The following is a 19,133-nucleotide window of genomic DNA, read 5'->3' as shown; positions in this document are numbered from 1 at the left end:
TGTAAAATCGCGGGCAAAGCCCGCATTACCCTCCTCCCAAGCACTCCGGAACTGACCATGAACCACGCTGAATCGCTCGCCCAATACCAGGCCTTCAAGCAGCAAGGCCTCAAGCTCGATATGTCGCGCGGCAAGCCCGCCCCTGAGCAACTCGATTTGTCCCTGCCGCTGCTGGACGCCGTGGATGGCTATAAGGCCGCCGATGGCACCGATACCCGCAACTATGGCGGCGCGGTTGGCCTGCCGGAGGCACGCGCCCTGTTCGCCGAGATCCTCGATCTGCCCGCCGCCCAAGTGGTGGTCGATGGCAATTCCAGCCTGGCCCTGATGCACGACAGTATCGTGTTCGGTCTCTTGTATGGCGTGCCCGGCGGCAGCAAGCCCTGGGGCCAGCAAGGCCAGATCACTTTCCTGTGCCCGGTGCCCGGTTACGACCGCCACTTCGCCATCTGCGAAGCGCTCGGTATCAAGATGATCAATATCCCGATGAGCGACGCTGGTCCCGATATGGACCTGGTGGAACAGCTGGTCAAGGACGATGCCAGCATCAAGGGCATGTGGTGCGTGCCCAAGTACAGCAATCCGGGCGGCGTGGTGTACTCGGACGAAGTCGTGGCCCGCCTCGCCGCCATGCAGACCGCGGCACCCGATTTCCGCATCATCTGGGACGATGCCTACCGCGTGCACCACCTGAGCACCGAGCATGTGCTGGTGGCTAATCTGGTCGATGCCTGCGCCAAGGCCGGCAATGCCGATCGCGCCCTGGTGTTCGCCTCCACTAGCAAGATCACCCTGGCGGGTGCTGGCCTCGCCGCGCTGGCTTCCTCGCCGGCCAATATCGCCGCCTGGACCCGCGCTGTGTCCACCCGCACCATCGGTTCGGACAAGGTCAACCAGCTGCGCCATGTGCGTTTCCTGAAGAACAAGGCCGGCGTGGAAGCGCTGATGGAAAAGCACCGCCTGATCCTCAAGCCCAAGTTCGACGTGGTGCTCGAGCAATTCGAAGCGCTGCTGGGCGGTATCGAAGGCGTGAGCTGGACCTATCCGAAGGGCGGTTACTTCATCGACCTGCTGACCCCGGCCGGCAAGGCCCGCCGCACGGTGGAGCTGGCTAAGGAAGCCGGCATCACCCTGACGCCGGCCGGCGCTGCCTTCCCCTATGGCAAGGACCCGCAGGACCGCCATATCCGTATTGCACCGAGCTTCCCCTCGCTGCCGGAAATCAAGGAAGCCGCGCGCGGCATCTCGCTGGCCCTGCGTGTGGCCATCGGCGAATAAGCGCTTCTCTGCCCTGCCAAGCCCCCGCCAGTCGGGGGCTTTTTCATGCCTTGTGACAAATTACCCAAGCGCTTCCAGTCCTTCAAATTAGGTATGACATTGGGTTTTCCGTTGACTAGACTCAGTCGCAATTGGCTGCCTACAAGGCAGCCTTCTCGTTACGAACAGGCTGCAGCCGGCGCGGGCTACCCGATCGCGCCCGGTAGGCGAGCCGAGTCCTGGAGATGCGGTGATGACCAATCTGCACGAGGCGGCGCAGGCGCTCAAGGCCATGCTGGAAGGCCGTCAGTACGCGCGTTTGCTGCGGCTGAGCTTTCCGAATGGCGATGGCCCGAAGGCGATGCTGGTTGCCAATCGGCTGGATGGCTTCGAAGCGCTGTCGCGCGACTTTCAGTACACGGTCGAGGTGCTGGCGGACGACGCGCGGATTCCGCTCAAGGATGTGCTGGGCAAAATGGTCACGCTCAGCCTGGTGCGCGAGGATGGTAGCCTGCGCTACTTCAATGGCTATGTATTCGAGTTCCGCCTCAGCCGCGTCGATGGCGGCTTTGCCTTCTACCAGATGACCTTGGCGCCCTGGCTGGCCTTTCTGCGCCAGCGGCGCGACAACTATCTATTCCATGGCAAAACCCTGCTCGACTGCACGCGCGAGACCTTTGCCGATTATCCGCAGCAGTCGGTCGCCTTCCGCATCAGCGGTCCCGATCCGCTATTCACCGATGCCTGCCAGTATGAGGAGTCGGACTACAACCATCTGCATCGGCGCTGGGAAGCGCAGGGTTGGTTCTATTTCTATGAGCACCATGCCAAGGGCCACACCCTCGTGCTGTGCGATGACTCGACCCAGCTGGCGCCCATCGATGGCACGGCCAGCATTCCCTTCCAGGATATGGCCGGCTCACTCGAGGACGACGGCATCCACGAATGGGTGCCGGTGCGGCGCTTCGTGCCCGGCAAGGTCGCGCTGAGCAGCTTCGACTTCAAGCAGCCGCGCCCCATGCAGGCCGAGCTGCCCACCTTGAATCAGCAGGGCGACGTGCCGCAGCTGGAAATCTATGACTACGCGGGCGCCTATGCCTATGCGAACCAGGCCGAGGGCGATGCGCAAGCCAGACTGCGCATGGAGGAGTTCGAGGCGCAGGGTAAGTGCTTCGAAGCCGCCGGCAATGACCGCGCGGTGCAGCCGGGGCGCTGCTTTACGCTGAGCGAGCATTTCGATATCGGCGATGAGGCCTTCCTGGTGGTTGAGGCCCAGCATCAGGCCAACAACAACTATCTGATGGACAGCGGTGAGCCGGCCCAGTACCGCAATCGCCTCCGTTGCGTGCGCAAGGCCGTGCCCTGGCGACCGGGGCGCGGGCTGAACAGCCAGCAGCCGCGCATCTACGGCGTGCAGACCGCCATCGTGGTTGGCCCGCCTGGCGAGGAAATTCTCACCGATGAATATGGCCGCGTGCGCGTGCAGTTCCACTGGGACCGCGTGGGCGGCTACGACGAGAAGAGCTCGGCCTGGGTGCGGGTGGCCAGTACCTGGGCGGGGTCGAACTTCGGCTTCGTCGCCATTCCGCGCATCGGCCAGGAAGTGCTGGTGCAGTTCCTGGATGGCAACCCCGATAGGCCGCTGATCACTGGTCGTGTCTACAACCAGGACAATATGCCGCCTTGGGATCTGCCCGCCAACAAGACGCAGACCGGCATCTTGACGCGCTCCAGCAGCGGTGGTGGCTACGACAATGCCAATGCGATCCGCTTCGAGGACAAGAAAGGCCAGGAGGAACTCTGGCTGCATGCCGAGAAAGATCAGCGCATCGAGGTGGAAAACGATGAGTCGCACTGGGTCGGGCGTGATCGGCAGAAGACCGTCGACCACGATGAAACCGTGCATGTGAAGCACAACCGTACCGAGACGGTGGATAACGATGAAACCATCACGGTGCGCAACAACCGCAGCGAGCGGGTTGATCACAACGAAACCATCAGCATCGGTGACAACCGCAGCGAGACGGTGGGTCAGAACGAAACCATCAGCATCGGCCAGAACCAGACCGTGCAGATTGGCGACAACAGCTCGGTGAGCGTAGGCGGCTGCAAGACCGAGACGGTGGCCATCGCCAAGGCACTGACTGTGGGGGCGGGCTACGCAGTGACGGTGGGTGGCGCGATGAATACCGCAGTGGGGCTGGCGCAGCTCGAGCAAGTCGGGCTCTCAAAAAGCACCACGGTCGGCAAGAAGTACAGTATCAGTGCCGGAGATGAACTGGAGATCACGGTCGGCCAGGCCAGCCTGATCATGAAGTCCGACGGCACCGTACTCATCAACGGCACGCGTTTTGACTTCAGCGCCAGCGGGGCGGTCCAGATCAGCGGCAAAGACGTTGACATCAACTGAGGCGGCCATGGAGTTTCGTAACCTGACGCCTTTCGATGCGCTCTGCTTTGCTTCGCTCGACGCCCACGACACGCCGCACCGGACGATCGTGATGCGGGTGGTCTACCGCATCACGCGCGATGCACAAGGTGCCACCGTGCTCGCCCCGATGGATGAGGACGCGGTGCCGCTATGCCTTGAGGACGAATGCTTCGACGCACTCAACACCAGCAGTCCGCGCCAAGAGAGCGATCTGGCACCGTACAAGCCGGCTTGCGACGTGATGGTGATCGGCAGTGCGCATGCGCCGCAGGGCCGCCCGCAGCCCAAGGTGCGCGTCAATTGCCGGATTCAACGCCCTGATGGCGCCATGCCTTTACCGGAGCGACCGCTCGGCCTTAATCCTTTTATGGCGCCTTCGCTCGATGCATTGAATGCCTGGCAGGCAGCCACGCAACGCGCCCAAGGCACCAGCAAGCCCGGTGAAGTGCTACTCGACAAAACCCTGATCGTGACCGGCGAACGCCACTTCCGCCGCTTGCCCTGGCCACTGGTGCCGTTAGGCAAACTCGTGCAGCTACTGAGCCTGGGGGGCGTGAAGCCCAAGCCTTGGCGTCTGACTGCGCCGGTGCCTTTCACGACCTTGCCGTTGCGCTATGAATACGCCTGGGGTGGCCAGAGCCGCATCAATGCCGGCGAGGCGGCGGCCAAGCGTGTCCCGAAAGCGGCCCGCCTGACGCGCCCGCAGCGTGCCGAACATCCAGACGCTCAGCTTCCCGAGACTGAGCAGGCGGTGGCACACGATGTGTGTGAGTACAACCCGCTAGGGCGGGGTGCTGTCAGTGGCTGGTGGCTGAAGGCCACGCGCGCCAAATCGGTGCCTGCGCCACGGATCGAGCGGCCCAATGCTCGGGTCAGTGCCAAGGACTTCTGGCGTAACGCACAAAAGCCAGCCGAACTCGCGTCTGCCAGCTGCCTACCAGCGGGCTTCGGCGCCCTGGCGCGGGCCTGGCAGCCGCGCCGCGCGCTGGCCGGCACCTACGATCAGCACTGGCTCGACACGCGCCATCCGTGGCTGCCCGAGGATTTTGACTTCGCTTACTGGAACTGCGCCCCCAGCGATCAGCAAGTGCCTTATCTCGTGGGGGACGAGTGGCTCAGCTTCACCAACCTCTGTGCAGCCGATGCGCCGGGCGTACAAACCGATCAGGACGGCAACCATGTGCTGCGTTTCGCGCTGCCACGGCACCGCGCCTTTGTGCTGACGCGCTGGCACGACGGCCTCTTGCTACCGCTGCCCATGCGCATCGATACGCTGATCGCGGATCTGGATGCCCATCGCATTGATCTGGTCTGGCGCCTGGTCTTGCCGGAATCCTTGCCGATTCGGGTGGCTGAGGCCCGCTATGAGATGAACCCTGATGCGCCGCTGGTACGCATGGCCCATCCTCCTGCCGAAGAAAACGTCCATGGCTGATCAAGTCATCGCACGCAAGGACAAGCAATGGCTGGTCGTCAGCCTTGCGCCCGACGTCTGCAAGACACCCATGGGCAATAGCACGCCGCCCATTCCCTATCCGGTGATTGCCAAGCTGAATGATGCCGTGGCGGTGGTCCCCAATGTGCGCGCCAATGGTGAGCCACTGGTGGTCTTTGACCAAAGCAAGGTGCCCAGCACGATCGGCGATGCCGCAGGTGCTGCGAAGGGCATCAAGAGCGGTACGGTGGGTGGCACCTGTTACCCGAAAGCGCACTCCGGCACGGTCAGAGTCAACGGCAAGCCGATTTTGCGTCATGACGACGAATTCTGGATGAACGGCGCATGAGCAAGGGCAATACGGTTGGCAAGATTGTAGGCACACCCAGTGCGCCCAAAGTGCCGGCAGCGGAGGCTAACCCGCCGGTCAAAGCCGAAACCGCCGCCGAGGCCAGCACGGGCGCCAAAGTCATGGATGGCGTGCAGCTCGGGCTGGATGTGGTTGGGCTGATCCCCGGCGTGGGTGAGATCGCCGATCTGGCCAACGCTGGCATCAGTGCCGCTCGGGGCGATTGGGTCGGTGCGAGTCTGTCGCTCGCCTCGGCCATCCCGTTCGCTGGCTGGGGCGCCTCGGCGGCCAAGGTTGGCCGGCGCGGTGCGCAAATGGCCACTGAAGCCAGTGCTAAAGCGGCCAAGGAGGCTGCGGATCGGGCTGCGAAGGAAGCGGCGGAGAAGGCAGCCAAGGAAGCCGCCGAGAAGGCGGAGAAAGAAGCCGCGGAGCGGGCAGGCAAAGGCAAGGATGGGGGGAAGGTAAAAGCACAGCGAATGAAGGAGCATCAGGTCAAGTGCTTCAAGAAGAACTCAAGAGGCGACCCCGCCGAATATGATCGGCAACTCCTTGATCAGGAGCGCGGCCTCAATAACTTGAGTGTCAAGGAGTACCTGGAAGGTCGGGCGAAGTACCAAGAGATTGGGCGGCATGGGACAGGGGCCGCACAAGCAGAGGCCAGGGCAAAGTATGCCAAGGAGCTGGCGAACGGGTTCGAGAAACAGCTCCGGAAGCAAGGCGTTCGAGGCACAGAGGCGCAACAGCAAGCAGCCCAAATCGCCGCAGACCGCATGAGCACCTTGGCTGCACTGCACAATCCAGACATGATCGCGGGCGGCAAGGACGTTGTGACCTCGATGGGTGATCGGGGCGTTAATTCGTCGATTGGTTCGCAGTGGAAAGATCGTGTCGCCGGGCTTGATAAGGCCGCGAAAGAAATCCCAGAGGCCGAACGCGGCGACACCAAGATGAACGCAAAATTGAAACGATGCAAACAGTGAGGTGTCAGTAATGGATGAATTCATGGAAGATTTCTTGGAGTTCAAGGAATTTGGCCCACCTTTTGCATGCCGCAGCGTGCCTCCCGAGAAACTTGCAAAATTCAAAGGCAAGCTACCAGACAAATTATTGGAGTACTGGCAGGAATACGGTTGGTGCGGCTACGCCAAAGGGCTTTTTTGGACCGTTGATCCCGATGAGTGGGAAGACGAACTCGACGCGTGGATCGGCGAGACCGAGTTCGCGGAGCGTGATGCTTATTACGTGATCGCCCGTACGGCCTTCGGAGAACTGATTCTCTGGGGTGAGAAGACCGGCCAGTCCCTCAAAGTCGTGACGGCATGGGGAATGATCTTTCCGTCGTTCAATGACGAAGAATTCCGGGAGGATGGACCCGACCTGACGCTTCAGCTCTTTTTCAGTGTTTCGTCCCGCGACTCATACGACACAAATGACAAAGACGGCCGGCCGCTATTCGAGCGGGCTCTGGAAAAGCTCGGCCCCCTCGACCACGACACGATGTACGGTTACGTGCCTGCGCTTGCACTGGGTGGCGAACCGATGCTTGACCGCCTTCAGAAGCTCGACGCCCATGTGCATTTGGACATTCTGTCGCAGGTGACGGAAGTACAGATCATGCGTGACATTGGACAGGACGCTCGCGACGCGGGCTTGATGTAAGCATCGGATCTGCGTTGGGGCGCTCGGAGGTGGGAAAGCGACTGAGATGAGAGATGAGGCATTTGAAGTATTCGTTGAGGAGTTCGGAGAAGCAACGCATCGCGTCGATGTGCCGTTTGCGGCCATCGAGAAGTGGCGAGGCAAGCTACCGAATCAACTACTAACCTATTGGCAAGCGGAAGGCTGGTGCGGCTACGCCAATGGTTTGTTCTGGATAGTCAATCCCGATGAGTATGAGGACCTGGTTGATGAGTGGCTGGAGGACTCACCGCTTGAGCAAATTGATTCATTTCATGCGATTGGTCGAACAGCATTCGGGAAGATCTATCTATGCGGTGAAACTACTGGGCAGAGTGTCTCCATAAACTGCGCAACGCACGCAGTATTTGCCCTGCAACGCGATCTCAAGAGAAAGACAGATACGCGATCTCTAGACATCTCTATTCAGGCTTTTCTAGGTCTCGAACTCAATGAATGTGACCTTGATGACGAGGCTGGTCAGCCTCTTTTCGAACATGCCTTGAAATCGCTTGGTCCGCTTGCAGCGGATGAGATGTATGGCTTTGAACCGGCCATTGCTCTCGGTGGCAAAATGCATCTGGAAAACTTGCGCAAGGTAAAACTTGATCAGCACCTGACCATCCTGCGCCAACTCGCGGCGCCCACGATGCCGTTCTCAAAGATCGACATGGATAAGTTACTGAATCTGTAGCAATTCTGCGCTTTCTTAGCGGGCTTTACTTGCGCTGCGTGTTCTCCTGCACTGACTGATACGTCCTGGCGCTCGCATTAAGTAGCGACCCGAGCGACGCTGCAAGCCACCCTTCCGCCGATCCGATGACTTGGCCTACGCAGGGAGGGCGGCCGGTCCAGCTGAATACGATGCCTGGGCGCCGTAACGTCCATTCCTGATGCACTCAGGATTCTTGCAACGAAGGTGTTAAGCCACTTGTTAAGCCGCCGAGAAGGCGGAGAAAGAAGTCGCGGAGCGGGCGGCTAAGGGTGGCGGTGACGGTGGAAAGGTCAAGACACGCCAGAAGCGCAGACCCAAGCGACGCTGCGAGCTGGTGCCTTATGACGAGCTTGAGTGCGCGCCCGGACAGGAAGCTCACCACGTTGTGCCCGACTGGATGCTGCGTATGGGCAAACGTGGCGGGCCCGAGCGGATACCTGACATGCCGAGCTTGGGCAGCGGCCCGGCCATTTGCCTGGAAGGCGGCAGCGGCAAGGAGCAAAACACGGCCCATAAGCACACGGACCGCCCTGCACAGCGCATTGCCAAGAACGGTACCTCCACTGGCGTGGCCGGCACGCTTAAACTCGGCCAGGCCAAGGGGATATCAGCCCGCGCAATCGAGAAGGCCACGGGTGGCAAGAAAGGCGGCGGCTGTGACCGCAAAGATATCCAGAAGCAACTCGACGAGTTGTTCAAGGCGCATAACGACACCTTGGTGCGAGGGGTGAAGGATGCGAGGAAGGTGACCGATGTGATTCGAGACATACTGAACGGTGGCAAGGACTAATTTATGAATCGTGACATCTTTCGTAGTACCCAGTCTGCTTGCCTTGTCGAGAGCGACCTGCCTTTGCTCGTCGAAGTGCTAGATGCATTTGAAGACAATGGGGTGATCTCGACGTATGCACCAAGGCTTCGGCCCGGGAGGCCTTGGCGGAGCCAAATGGTTGAGGGTTGGTATCTTGTCTCGGCGTACTTCTGGGCGCAGTCCGAATTGAGATGTATCTTGGGGCGTGAAGGGCAGGTGAACATCTATGGCCCCGGTGGCAAACCCGACCACATTTACCAGATACCCGAAGCCGGCGTGTTCGGCGATGCCGCGATCGGCTTAGGCTACGTCAATCGCATCCGTGCCGTCGGCGATCAACTTTACGTATGCGGTCAGTCCCGCCAGGTTTATCGCTTCGAGTGGGATGGCAAGGATCTCGCGACAGGGCGATGGGTGGATATGGCCGGCAGCATGCGCCAGCCCCCCATGCCGGCGCCCCCGGAGGGCGACAACGAAGATGCCTTTGACGCATGGCTCGATGACAACAACGCGATTGACCTGGTCGATATCAAGGGCCCGGACATCAATGACCTCTACGCAGTAGGTGACGAGACCTGGCACTGGAACGGCGAGACCTGGCGGCAACTGTCCTTACCTACCGATGAGCCTTTTGCTGCGATCAAGGTCCTGAATGCGGACGAGATCGTGTTGGTCGGGTACAACGGCAGCGTGCTGTGGGGGAACGCACGCGATGGGTTCCGAGATCTCTCGGGCATCGAAGACAACCAGAATTACACTGCGGTTGAATGGTTCGATGGGCGGCTCTTCCTGGCTTCCAATGTCGGATTCTTCACCTACGACCTCACGACCCGGCGCATCGCACCTTACCGCACCAGCTTGAGCCCGGACTTGGTGGATACCCATCACTTAGAAGCCAAGGATGGCATTTTGTGGTCATTCGGTTTCAAGGATCTGGCCTACTTCGACGGCACGATCTGGACGCGGGTAGATCATCCGGACAACCCACCGATCCGATAACTTGGATTGTGCAAGATGGCCGATCAGTGTGGGGCTCTATAGTGCTACGTGTTGGGTTGTCTCGTGAAGGCGAGGTCCGCCTTTCTGGCCCCGGCGGCAAGCCCGACTACACTTACCAGTAGCATTGGTTAAAGGACATGATGCTTTCCAGGCAGATCCTGGCGCCCCATCTGGGCGGCTTCAATATCATCGGCTGCGCAGTGCGCAATAAGGACATCGTGTATTTCCTGGCGCGCGAGGACTATCAGCAGGCCGAGCGCTTCCAGGGCCAGGCAGACGCACCCGACGAGCTGGACCTGGAAAAGCGGGCCGTGTCCTACTTCCGTGACGAGACGCCGGCCAAGGCATTCGGCCATACCGCCTTGCATGACTTCGATCTGCTCTGGTGCGCGATCAGCCTGGCGCCTAAAGAGCAGTTCGTCTGCCTCACCCTGGATGGTCTGCCCTTCGCCATCGGCAGTGGCGATGCCGGCATTGAGGATGAGCTGGCGGCGCGCGGTGCGCTGACCCGCATCCGCCTGGTGGGTGAGCATGCCTATGCGGTTGGCACGCGGCGCGTGGTGTACCGGCGCGATGGCAAGAACCAATGGCATAACTTCAGCAATGCAATCCCGCTTGCCAAGCGCGATGAGGCACTCGGTTTTCACGATATCGCCGGCTTCAGCGCGCAGGACATCTATGCCGTCGGTGGGGCGGGAGATGTCTGGCAGTTCGATGGCAGCCGCTGGCGCCAGTGCGCTTTCCCCAGCAATCGCCTGCTGTCCACCGTCTGCTGTGGTGACGATGGCCAGGTGTATATCAGCGGCCAGCTCGGCAGCACCTATATGGGGCGCAACGATAGCTGGAAACAGATCAATGACGAGACCTTGTCACTGCCCTTCAAGGACATGGTCTGGTTCCAGGACCGTGTTTGGTGCACCTCGGATTACGGCCTGTGGTGGATTAAGGATGGTCAACTGAGCGAGGCCGATGTATCGGCCGAAATCAAAGTCTGCGCCGGTTATTTGTCGGCACGTGATGGCGTGCTGCTATTGGCTGGCTACGGTGGCGCAGCGGTGCTGGATGCCCAGGGCTGGCGGGTGCTGTTCCATGCCTAGCCAGATGCAAGCGGCGGCCGCCCTTGCTGGCGCGGGGCGGATATACATGCGCGAAGCTCGTTACCGCAACTGACCAAACGTTGGCTCCTCCCTGCCGTGCCATCTGTGTGGGTCAGAGGGTGTCGTGGCGGCAAGTGGCGCGTAGAGGGATGGGTGCGCCACTTCCTTTCACAATTGGATTTACAACGCGATCCTCTCTCCCATCCGCTCGCGTACCAGGCGGCTAAACCAGGCCTCAAAGCTTGGTGCGATGACATCACGATCATCGAGGTCGTGCCATACCCGTATCACCTGGCCCACGATGCCGCCCTCTGCCGGGTCCATATCCACGCAGAGGTGATCGCCCATGCCATCGTGGCTGAAGGGAATCCACTTCAGATTGAACCAGTCATCCTTGACGCCAGGCCCTGGTGCCCCTTTGCAGGCGATCAGATCCTCATCCAAGCTCAGCGCCTTCCAATTGCGCCACTCCCCCCGTATCCCTGCGCAGCCCAGAAAGCGCTCGCCGTCGTACAAGTGGTCGATATCCTCTTGCCCGTCATGGCGTAGCAAGGTGGCACGCAGGGCGCTGGGCAGGCTGACTCCCAGCTCCGCTTCCAGCGCAGCGACCTGCTCCTCACTGGCTGGAGGCTGCAAGCTGGCCAAGGCATCGGGGTCCTCCTGAGCCAGGTAGGTCTCCAAGCGTGACCAGGCCGCATCAATGGCGAGTACCGGCAAGGCAGCCTTTGCGGCCTCCCGCGCTTGGGCCGCCAGCCACTCCGCCTGCGCCGCCTCAATGATGGCTTCATCCGCAGCGGTCAGCCGTGGCAGTGCGCCGTCGTGTAGGGGGATCACATTCAGCTCCTGCCCTGCCGGCAGGGCAAAGACGCCGATTGGCAGCTCGATGATGACATTGGCTTCAGCGGCCGGGCTGAGTGCGGTCGGGATGTCCTTACTGATCGGGAACAATAGCTTTTCGCCGTCCTTCCGCTCCTTCAGCACACCCCCGATCAAGCAAATCGTCTGCAGATTGGATTCCCTCATGCCTTTGGGGCGCTGGACGGGTATGGCCAGACGGTATTGCGCCTGGTCGTGGCCATGCAGCGTGGCGCGCTCCATGGCATCCAGCACATGGCGCAGCATCAGCGCCACCACCAGCATGGCAGAGGCTTGATACGCCTTAAGTGATAAGGTCACGCAATGATCTTCAAAATGATAGGTTTCGTGTCCACGGTTACTGCCATCCGGCCGCACCAGCGGTATATGTTCCGAATAGCTCGGCGTGCGCGCACGTGAACTTCCAAGCCAGGCCTCGTAGGGATAGAGCCTCTGGTGATCGGATCGACCCGACCCGCGAGCAGGTTCGCAGTTCATATCTGGTGTCTGCAAGAGGATCAATAGATCATGGGCTTGTTCCAGTTCCCAGTACGCCTCGCCAAATGCCTGGTGCTGCGGCCTACCATCCGCTAGCTTCAATGGCAACTCATGCACGGTAGGCTGGTCATAGCCCTGTTGCACCAGCCACAGACAGAGCGCCTGCTTGAAGCCCTGCCAGTCTGGTAGCACGCTCGACGCCGTTCTGGAGCCGACCACCGACACCAAGCCTATGCGTGGCTGGCGGCACACCGTCACCTCCTTCACGCCCGCCTGCATCAAGACTGCCAATTGGCGCCAGGTGAGCCGCGTACCGCCACTGACCAGCACACTGCCGATGGCATGATCGGCGCCCGTCGTTGCCACATACCAATCGGGTGGGATGGGCCGTTTAACCTTGACGGTGTAAAGATCGGTGTACCAGTGCGACAGGCGGGCATCGTAGCTGGGCAGCACGGCATCGGCCCCGGCGGGCAGCGGGTCACCAATATTGACCTGCATATAGCAATCCTTCGCCAAGACCAAGGCTTGCGGATCGGCATCACGCAGGGTGTCGGGCGGGCGTTTCTGCTTTGTTGGTAGCCAGGGTTGCAAAGGCGTGGCGAGCAAGGTATCGCTGCTACGAATGGCATTCCCAGCAACTTTGGCGTGTGGCCAAGGCGGTATGGGGGTGGGGGCTAGGGCATCGCTCCCCAGCACCCGCCCCAAGGCCCGCTCTACCGGTATGGTTTCCGTATGTTTACCCGCCGGGCACGCACTGAATGGCTTGGCGTTTTTAGCGAGCCCCCCGTGGGATGAACGACTGCGCAGCGAACTTGATATCGATCCAAAAAACATGCGAGCTTAAATCCTTGCTTATTGCGTTGGGTGGGGCCGGACTGTCGACCCCACCTAAGTCCTTACCGCGGGCCCAGCGCTATGCATGCCCTGCGGCGGTCGTGGTCGCCAACCACAGCATCAATTGCTGCTGACATCTACAAAGAACTTATCGTCGTTAATCACACGCTCCCTCAAGAAAAAGGAGCCCAGCAGCGCACCGGCTTTGCGATGGTCGCCACTAAAAATGCTGATTTGATAGGGCTTATTTTGAAATGCGCCAGTTGAGTGAGGCAACACAATAGGCGGCGGCAGCGTAAGTAAGTCAGATGGCTGCGGTCAATAAAATTGATGAATATATTTCCTGAATAAAATATTCAGTGCTGAATTAATAAGATAATTAATATCTAACTTGTAATTTAAAACAGACGGTTAGCTGGGCATTATTTTGTGGGGCTGCACTTTGGGAGGTATTTCTCGATCGCGTGTAAAGCGGCTGCCTGCTAAATTTATGATGATTATCGTGCTGCCAATGGCATATTTATCGCGTGGCTTATGGTGTGTATTTGTCATTTAGTACTGGGCGGCATGGCGCCCGCTTCTTAACGAACATCCTTGGTGGCGATCATTAGGCTTACGTGCCGAGTCTGACCCCGAGATCGGACAGGTGGGCTAGCCATGGCGACAGCATGGGGCTGGCTGAGGATTAGTTGCGCTTCTACGATGCATTGGCCAGTAACGAATCAGATTTACGCGAGCCGAGTGACGAAACCCTGAAGAAGATCGGGCATGAACTAACGGAGAATCTGCGTCAATTCGATGACCCCGTCAGCCTTGTCCGCCGGGAGGGGGCGACTGATGACCATCCTGGATAAGTTGAATCGGGAAATAGGACCCGGCACTTTGCGACTAGCCGGCAATGGTCTCGATCCTGTCTGAAAGGTGCGGCAGGGCAGAAAGTCGCTGAGTTACACCACGCGGTGGCGTGAGCTAGTTACTGCGAGGTTGTCATAGTAACTGACATAGAAGAGCGGGCGAGGGCCTTAGGCGGCGGAATCTGCGGCCGCTCACCTATTCACCTTTTGCAGGCTGAACGACAGCAATGGGATCTTCGCAAATCGTCGCGCCGTTCTGCGGGACATAAGTGCCGGGGGCGGGCCGCAGAACTGATGATTGCGAAGTGATCAGTACTCTATATGGCGCTTTTGGGTTGGGGCAATCCGACTAGGGGCTGAGGTCTGCAAGCCAGAAATGCCTACATGGCGCCTACACGAACGCCAAAAAGCACTTAGCCCAGCGCAATGGCTGGGCTAAGTGCTTGTATTGCTTGGGGTGGCTGATGGGACTCGAACCCACGACAACAGGAATCACAATCCTGGACTCTACCAACTGAGCTACAGCCACCACCGATAAAACTGCTTAACTTGCTTTGGCCAGATGTGGCATCTGGCGCGCCCGACAGGAATCGAACCTGTAACCTACGGCTTAGAAGGCCGTTGCTCTATCCGGTTGAGCTACGGGCGCATCTTCAATCGTACTGCCGGGAAAAACTATGGTCGGGGCGGTGGGATTCGAACTCACGACCACCTGGTCCCAAACCAGGTGCGCTACCGGGCTGCGCTACGCCCCGACGAGCCCGGCATATTATGGGCGGGGTGCAGGGCTGTCAAGTCTTTGCTTGGGCACACGCCCGAAAAATGAGAGAATTCGCTCCTTTGCATTCTGTACGGAGCTGGGGCATGGGCGCGCAATTACTTGATGGCAAACTGATTTCCGCGGAAATCATCGCAGAGGTGGGCGCCAAGGTGGCCGCGCGCGTGGCGGCCGGGCGGCGTGCGCCGGCGCTGGCGGTGGTGCTGGTGGGTGATGATCCGGCCTCGGCGGTCTATGTGCGCAACAAGAAGCTGGCCTGCGAGAAGGCCGGTTTCCGCTCCCTGTCTTATGAATTGCCTGCCTCGCTGACGGAGACCGAGCTGCTGGACCTCGTGCGCAAGCTGAACGAGGACCCAGAGGTGGACGGCATCCTGGTGCAACTGCCGCTGCCCAAGCATATCGATGCCGACCGGGTGATCGAGACCATCAATCCGCTCAAGGATGTGGATGGCTTTCATCCCTATAACTTTGGTCGCCTGGCGCTGAAGATGCCGCTGCTGCGTCCCTGCACCCCGCATGGCGTGATGGTGATGCTGGAAAAGACTGGCGTGGATCTGGTGGGTAAGGATGCGGTGGTGGTCGGCGCCTCGAATATCGTGGGCCGCCCGGCGGCGCTGGAGCTGCTGTTGGCGCGCGCCACGGTGACGGTCTGTCACAGCAAGACGCGCGATCTGGCCGACAAGGTGCGTGCAGCCGATGTGGTGGTGGCCGGCGTCGGCATCCCCAACTTCGTCAAGGGCGATTGGATCAAGCCGGGCGCCATCGTGATCGATGTGGGCATCAACCGCCTGGACAATGGCAAGCTGTGCGGCGATGTGGAGTTCGATGTGGCGCGCGAACGTGCGAGCTGGATCACGCCGGTGCCGGGCGGAGTAGGGCCGATGACCATTGCCATGCTGATGCGCAATACCCTGGATGCCTGCCTGAATCTGAATCCCTGAGCGAGAGATCCCATGCTTTATCCCCTGCTGCGTCCGCTGCTGTTTTCGCTGGAGCCGGAAAAGGCGCACAAGCTGACCTTTGCCGGTCTGGAAGCGCTGCATGCGCTCGGTTTTGCCACCGTGCTGGGCAGCCGTGAAGAGGCGCTGCCCACCGAGTGCATGGGCCTGCATTTCCCGAATCCGGTCGGTCTATCGGCCGGCCTGGACAAAAATGGCGAGCATATCGATGCGCTGGCCGACCTCGGTTTCGGCTTTATCGAAATCGGCACCGTCACGCCGCGGCCGCAGCCGGGTAATCCGCAGCCGCGCATGTTCCGCCTGCCCGGTGCCGAGGGCATCATCAACCGGCTTGGCTTCAATAATGGCGGGCTGGATGAGCTGGTGAAGAATGTGGAGGCCAGCCAGTATCGCGGCATTCTCGGCATCAATATCGGCAAGAACTTCGATACGCCGATCGAGAATGCCAATGACGATTACCTGGCCTGCCTGACGCGTGTCTATCCCTATGCTAGCTATATCACCGTCAATATCTCCTCGCCCAATACCAAGAATCTGCGCCAGCTGCAGCAAAGTGATGAGCTGGAGCGACTCCTGTCGGCACTGAAGGATGAGCAGGCGCGCCTGACCGTGCGTCATGGCCGTTATGTGCCGCTGGCCTTGAAGATTGCGCCGGATCTGGAAGCCGACCAAGTGCTGGAAATTGCCCGTCTACTGGTTGAATACCGCTTCGACGGCGTGATCGCCACCAATACCACGCTGTCCCGCGTCGGCGTCGAGCATATCCGCCACGGCAAGGAAACTGGTGGCCTGTCCGGTACGCCGGTGCGCGCCAAGTCCACGGCGGTGATCCGCGCACTGTCGGCCGCGCTGGCCGGCCGGGTGCCCATCATTGGGGTGGGCGGCATTCTGGAAGGCAGCCACGCGGCCGAGAAGATCGAGGCGGGTGCGACCCTGGTGCAGCTGTATAGCGGCCTTATTTACCGCGGCCCGGCCCTGGTGGGCGAGTCTATCCGCGCGATTGCGGAGCTGCGCCGCTAAGGCCTGCCCAGCATGAGCGAATTGCTTATCGCGCGCATCGACGCGATTCTGCCGCAGACCCAGTGCACGCAATGCGGCTATCCGGATTGCCGTGGCTATGCCGAGGCGCTGGCGGCGGGTAGTGCGGATATCGACCAATGCCCGCCCGGCGGTGAGGCGGGGTTGGCTGAGTTGGCGGCCTTGCTGGGGCGGCCGCTCAAGCCACTTAATCCGCAGCATGGTGAACACAAGCCGCGCGTGCTGGCCTGGATCGATGAGGCGAATTGCATCGGTTGCACGCTGTGCATCCAGGCCTGCCCGGTGGATGCGATTATCGGTGCCAGCAAGCAGATGCATACCGTGATCGCGGCCGAATGTACGGGCTGCGAGCTGTGCATCCCGGCCTGTCCGGTTGATTGCATCGAGTTGCTGCCCGCTGTGGAGCCGGCGCTAACGGCGGAGCGCCAGGCGCTGGCGGGTTTGTGGCGCAAGCGGCATGCTTATCGTCTGTTCCGGCTTGGGCGTGAGAAGCGCGAGCGTAGCGAGCGGCTGGCGGCCAAGGCGCTGGCCAAGAAGGCTGAGGCACAGTTCGCCGCCCCCGAAGTACAAGCCAGTCTGGATGCTGCGCTGCAACGCCACCAGGCACGCCTGGCCGGCGAGCCGGTGCCGCCACCCGCCCCGCTGGCGGATGCGAAGGCGGCGCGGATTGCCGAGATGATGGCGCGGGCCAAGCGCTTGCGCGAGGGCGGCTAAGGCCGCACGGAGGAGAGACAATGAGCTGGATGGCCAAACTTGCTTATGTGATCGGCACGCTGCTGTTTGTGCTGTTTCTGAAAGACGGCCATTTCGGCCTGGCGTTCGCCGTGATCGCACTGGGCGTGCTGGGCGGCCTGTGGGCGATTTGGCGCCATATCCAGGCCGCGCGCGAACGCGAGGCGCAGCAGTGGCAGGTGGATGTCACTATCCCGATGAAGCTGCGCCATCCCAAGGATGGGCGGGCAGGCAAGTCGAGCAAATGAGTTTTCCCCGCACAGAACACGCTGCCCTGCCGGCAGCCGCGCCCCTGCCCGCACGCCTGCGCGTGAAGACATGGGCCAAGATCTTGAGCGGGCTGGGTGCCGGCCTGCTTGGCCATGTGGAGGCGCTGTCCCGTCAAGGGCTGGGGCTCTTGCATAACCAGCCACTGCCGCTGGGTGGCGTGTGCGAACTGTATTTCATGCTGACCGTGGCCGGGCGCGAGCACATCCTGCACGCGCGCTGCCGTGTCGATAGCTGCAGCCCCGCCGAGGGCGGCTACGGGCTGATGCTGAGCTTTGTGGACTGCTTGTCTGATGCGCCAGCCAGCCTGTTGCTGATCGACGCGTTTCTCGCCCAGGCCGCCGCGGGTGGCCAGCATGCCGAGGTGGCAGCGTGAACAAGGAAAGCCGGCTGGCCTTCTTCACCCGGCTGCGCGAGCAGAACCCCGCGCCGCGCACCGAGCTTGAGTACAGCACGCCGTTCGAGTTGCTGATCGCAGTGGTGCTGTCGGCCCAGGCCACCGATGTGGGTGTGAACAAGGCCACACGCAAGCTCTACCCGGTGGCAAATACCCCGGCCGCCATTTATGCGCTCGGCCAGGCTGGGCTGGAAAGCTATATCGCCACCATTGGCCTGTATCGCAGCAAAGCCAAGCATGTGATCGAGCTATGCCGCATGTTGATGGAGCTGCACGACGGCCAGGTGCCGCAGACCCGCGAAGCGCTAGAAGCGCTGCCTGGCGTGGGGCGCAAGACCGCGAATGTGGTGCTCAATACCGCCTTCGGTCAGCCCGCCATGGCGGTCGATACGCATATCTTCCGCGTGTCCAACCGCACGGGCCTGGCGCCCGGCAAGGATGTGCGCGCGGTGGAGGACAAGCTGATGAAGGTGATCCCCAAGCCCTTCCTGCTCGATGCGCACCATTGGCTGATCCTGCATGGCCGCTATGTGTGCAAGGCGCGCAAGCCCGATTGCCCGACCTGCATCGTGCGTGATCTGTGCGACTTCCGGGGTAAGACGGCATGATGATCGATGCGGCGGGCTGGTTGGTCGGCGTCAGGCAGATTGCTTCGCCTAATTGCGATGCGCGCCCCGACGGTCAAGTGCCGGATATGGTGGTCATCCATTCGATTTCGCTGCCGCCCGGTCAGTTCGGTGGTGATGGGGTAGAGCGGCTGTTTACCAATCGCTGCGATCCGAACCAGCATGCCTGCTTCGAAGAACTCCAGCATTTCCGCGTGTCGGCGCATTTCTTTCTGCGCCGCGATGGCGAGCTGATCCAGTTCGTCTCCTGCAATGCGCGCGCCTGGCATGCTGGGGTGTCGCAATGGCAGGGGCGTGAGCGCTGCAACGACTTTTCCATCGGCATCGAACTTGAGGGTGGCGACGACTGGCCGTACGAGCCGATCCAGTATGCGCGTCTCGATGCGCTGCTGGCCGCCATCCGTGCGCGTTACCCTATCCGCCATCTGCTTGGGCACTGCCATATCGCGCCCGAACGCAAGACTGACCCCGGCCCTTTCTTCGATTGGTCGCGCTATCCCGAAGCGCCCACGTAGTTGGGG

At 60.9% G+C, this 19,133-nt stretch carries 19 protein-coding genes and 3 tRNA genes; 18 read left to right on the top strand and 4 right to left on the bottom strand.

Going from position 1 to position 19,133, the window contains the following annotated elements; genetic code table 11:
• The first annotated feature begins 57 nt into the window (after positions 1-57).
• The 10 genes from BT173_RS11045 to BT173_RS19845 all read left to right on the top strand — a co-directional run bounded on the left by BT173_RS11045 (position 58) and on the right by BT173_RS19845 (position 10,771).
• A complete protein-coding gene (locus BT173_RS11045) occupies positions 58-1,278 on the top strand; it encodes an aspartate aminotransferase type Ic (RefSeq protein ID WP_072428715.1) in 1,221 nt (406 codons plus the stop codon).
• Positions 1,279-1,510: 232 nt separating this feature from the next.
• Positions 1,511-3,667: a type VI secretion system Vgr family protein gene (locus BT173_RS11040; protein ID WP_072428714.1), complete on the top strand. Its 2,157-nt coding sequence runs from the start codon at positions 1,511-1,513 to the stop codon at positions 3,665-3,667.
• 7 nt (positions 3,668-3,674) lie between these two features.
• Positions 3,675-5,123 (top strand): DUF2169 family type VI secretion system accessory protein, encoded by a 1,449-nt coding sequence (locus BT173_RS11035; protein WP_072428713.1) that lies wholly within the window; start codon positions 3,675-3,677, stop codon positions 5,121-5,123.
• Positions 5,116-5,472: a DUF4150 domain-containing protein gene (locus tag BT173_RS11030; protein WP_072428712.1), complete on the top strand. Its 357-nt coding sequence runs from the start codon at positions 5,116-5,118 to the stop codon at positions 5,470-5,472. The genes BT173_RS11035 and BT173_RS11030 overlap by 8 nt, the downstream gene beginning before the upstream one ends.
• Positions 5,469-6,452 (top strand): polymorphic toxin type 15 domain-containing protein, encoded by a 984-nt coding sequence (locus BT173_RS11025; protein WP_072428711.1) that lies wholly within the window; start codon positions 5,469-5,471, stop codon positions 6,450-6,452. Before BT173_RS11030 ends, BT173_RS11025 begins: the two co-directional genes overlap by 4 nt.
• Before the next feature lie 10 nt (positions 6,453-6,462).
• Complete coding sequence (locus BT173_RS11020; RefSeq protein WP_072428710.1) at positions 6,463-7,131, top strand: GAD-like domain-containing protein; 669 nt, start codon at positions 6,463-6,465, stop codon at positions 7,129-7,131.
• Between the two features lie 46 nt (positions 7,132-7,177).
• The gene (locus BT173_RS11015; protein WP_072428709.1) at positions 7,178-7,843 is read left to right on the top strand and encodes a GAD-like domain-containing protein; all 666 of its coding nucleotides are present in this window, start codon (positions 7,178-7,180) and stop codon (positions 7,841-7,843) included.
• Between the two features lie 406 nt (positions 7,844-8,249).
• On the top strand, positions 8,250-8,654 hold the full coding sequence (locus BT173_RS11010; RefSeq protein ID WP_139256125.1) for a hypothetical protein: 405 nt from the start codon (positions 8,250-8,252) through the stop codon (positions 8,652-8,654).
• 3 nt (positions 8,655-8,657) lie between these two features.
• Entirely contained in the window at positions 8,658-9,674 is a 1,017-nt protein-coding gene (locus tag BT173_RS11005) for a hypothetical protein (RefSeq protein WP_072428707.1), read from the top strand.
• Positions 9,675-9,811: 137 nt separating this feature from the next.
• The gene (locus BT173_RS19845; protein ID WP_084658452.1) at positions 9,812-10,771 is read left to right on the top strand and encodes a WD40/YVTN/BNR-like repeat-containing protein; all 960 of its coding nucleotides are present in this window, start codon (positions 9,812-9,814) and stop codon (positions 10,769-10,771) included.
• A 180-nt stretch (positions 10,772-10,951) separates the two neighbouring features.
• On the opposite strand, the gene BT173_RS19025 is transcribed toward BT173_RS19845, so the two are convergent.
• On the bottom strand, positions 10,952-12,961 hold the full coding sequence (locus BT173_RS19025; RefSeq protein ID WP_084658449.1) for an SMI1/KNR4 family protein: 2,010 nt from the start codon (positions 12,959-12,961) through the stop codon (positions 10,952-10,954).
• A 798-nt stretch (positions 12,962-13,759) separates the two neighbouring features.
• Here BT173_RS19025 and BT173_RS20065 point away from each other — a divergent pair.
• A complete protein-coding gene (locus BT173_RS20065; RefSeq protein WP_139256124.1) occupies positions 13,760-13,879 on the top strand; it encodes a DUF4113 domain-containing protein in 120 nt (39 codons plus the stop codon).
• A gap of 389 nt (positions 13,880-14,268) precedes the next feature.
• On the opposite strand, the gene BT173_RS10980 is transcribed toward BT173_RS20065, so the two are convergent.
• The 3 genes from BT173_RS10980 to BT173_RS10970 all read right to left on the bottom strand — a co-directional run bounded on the left by BT173_RS10980 (position 14,269) and on the right by BT173_RS10970 (position 14,570).
• Positions 14,269-14,344, bottom strand: a tRNA-His gene (locus BT173_RS10980).
• Positions 14,345-14,387: 43 nt separating this feature from the next.
• Positions 14,388-14,464, bottom strand: a tRNA-Arg gene (locus tag BT173_RS10975).
• Positions 14,465-14,493: 29 nt separating this feature from the next.
• Positions 14,494-14,570, bottom strand: a tRNA-Pro gene (locus BT173_RS10970).
• 109 nt (positions 14,571-14,679) lie between these two features.
• Between BT173_RS10970 and folD the strand changes: the two genes are divergently transcribed.
• From folD to ampD, 7 genes are read left to right on the top strand one after another with little or no spacing between them, the layout of a single operon-like run.
• The gene (gene folD, locus BT173_RS10965; RefSeq protein ID WP_072428706.1) at positions 14,680-15,534 is read left to right on the top strand and encodes a bifunctional methylenetetrahydrofolate dehydrogenase/methenyltetrahydrofolate cyclohydrolase FolD; all 855 of its coding nucleotides are present in this window, start codon (positions 14,680-14,682) and stop codon (positions 15,532-15,534) included.
• 12 nt (positions 15,535-15,546) lie between these two features.
• Complete coding sequence (locus BT173_RS10960) at positions 15,547-16,572, top strand: quinone-dependent dihydroorotate dehydrogenase (protein ID WP_072428705.1); 1,026 nt, start codon at positions 15,547-15,549, stop codon at positions 16,570-16,572.
• Between the two features lie 12 nt (positions 16,573-16,584).
• The gene (locus BT173_RS10955) at positions 16,585-17,304 is read left to right on the top strand and encodes an RnfABCDGE type electron transport complex subunit B (protein ID WP_072428704.1); all 720 of its coding nucleotides are present in this window, start codon (positions 16,585-16,587) and stop codon (positions 17,302-17,304) included.
• A gap of 20 nt (positions 17,305-17,324) precedes the next feature.
• A complete protein-coding gene (locus BT173_RS10950) occupies positions 17,325-17,570 on the top strand; it encodes a hypothetical protein (RefSeq protein WP_072428703.1) in 246 nt (81 codons plus the stop codon).
• A complete protein-coding gene (locus tag BT173_RS10945; protein WP_072428702.1) occupies positions 17,567-17,965 on the top strand; it encodes a hypothetical protein in 399 nt (132 codons plus the stop codon). The genes BT173_RS10950 and BT173_RS10945 overlap by 4 nt, the downstream gene beginning before the upstream one ends.
• The gene (gene nth / locus BT173_RS10940; protein WP_072428701.1) at positions 17,962-18,594 is read left to right on the top strand and encodes an endonuclease III; all 633 of its coding nucleotides are present in this window, start codon (positions 17,962-17,964) and stop codon (positions 18,592-18,594) included. The genes BT173_RS10945 and nth overlap by 4 nt, the downstream gene beginning before the upstream one ends.
• Entirely contained in the window at positions 18,591-19,127 is a 537-nt protein-coding gene (ampD, locus tag BT173_RS10935; protein ID WP_072428700.1) for a 1,6-anhydro-N-acetylmuramyl-L-alanine amidase AmpD, read from the top strand. The genes nth and ampD overlap by 4 nt, the downstream gene beginning before the upstream one ends.
• Positions 19,128-19,133 lie beyond the last annotated feature (6 nt).

Origin of the sequence: Chitinimonas taiwanensis DSM 18899 (assembly GCF_900119825.1) — a bacterium.
Classification (GTDB): Bacteria; Pseudomonadota; Gammaproteobacteria; order Burkholderiales; family Chitinimonadaceae; genus Chitinimonas; species Chitinimonas taiwanensis.
This window is presented reverse-complemented; position numbering and strand designations above follow the sequence as displayed.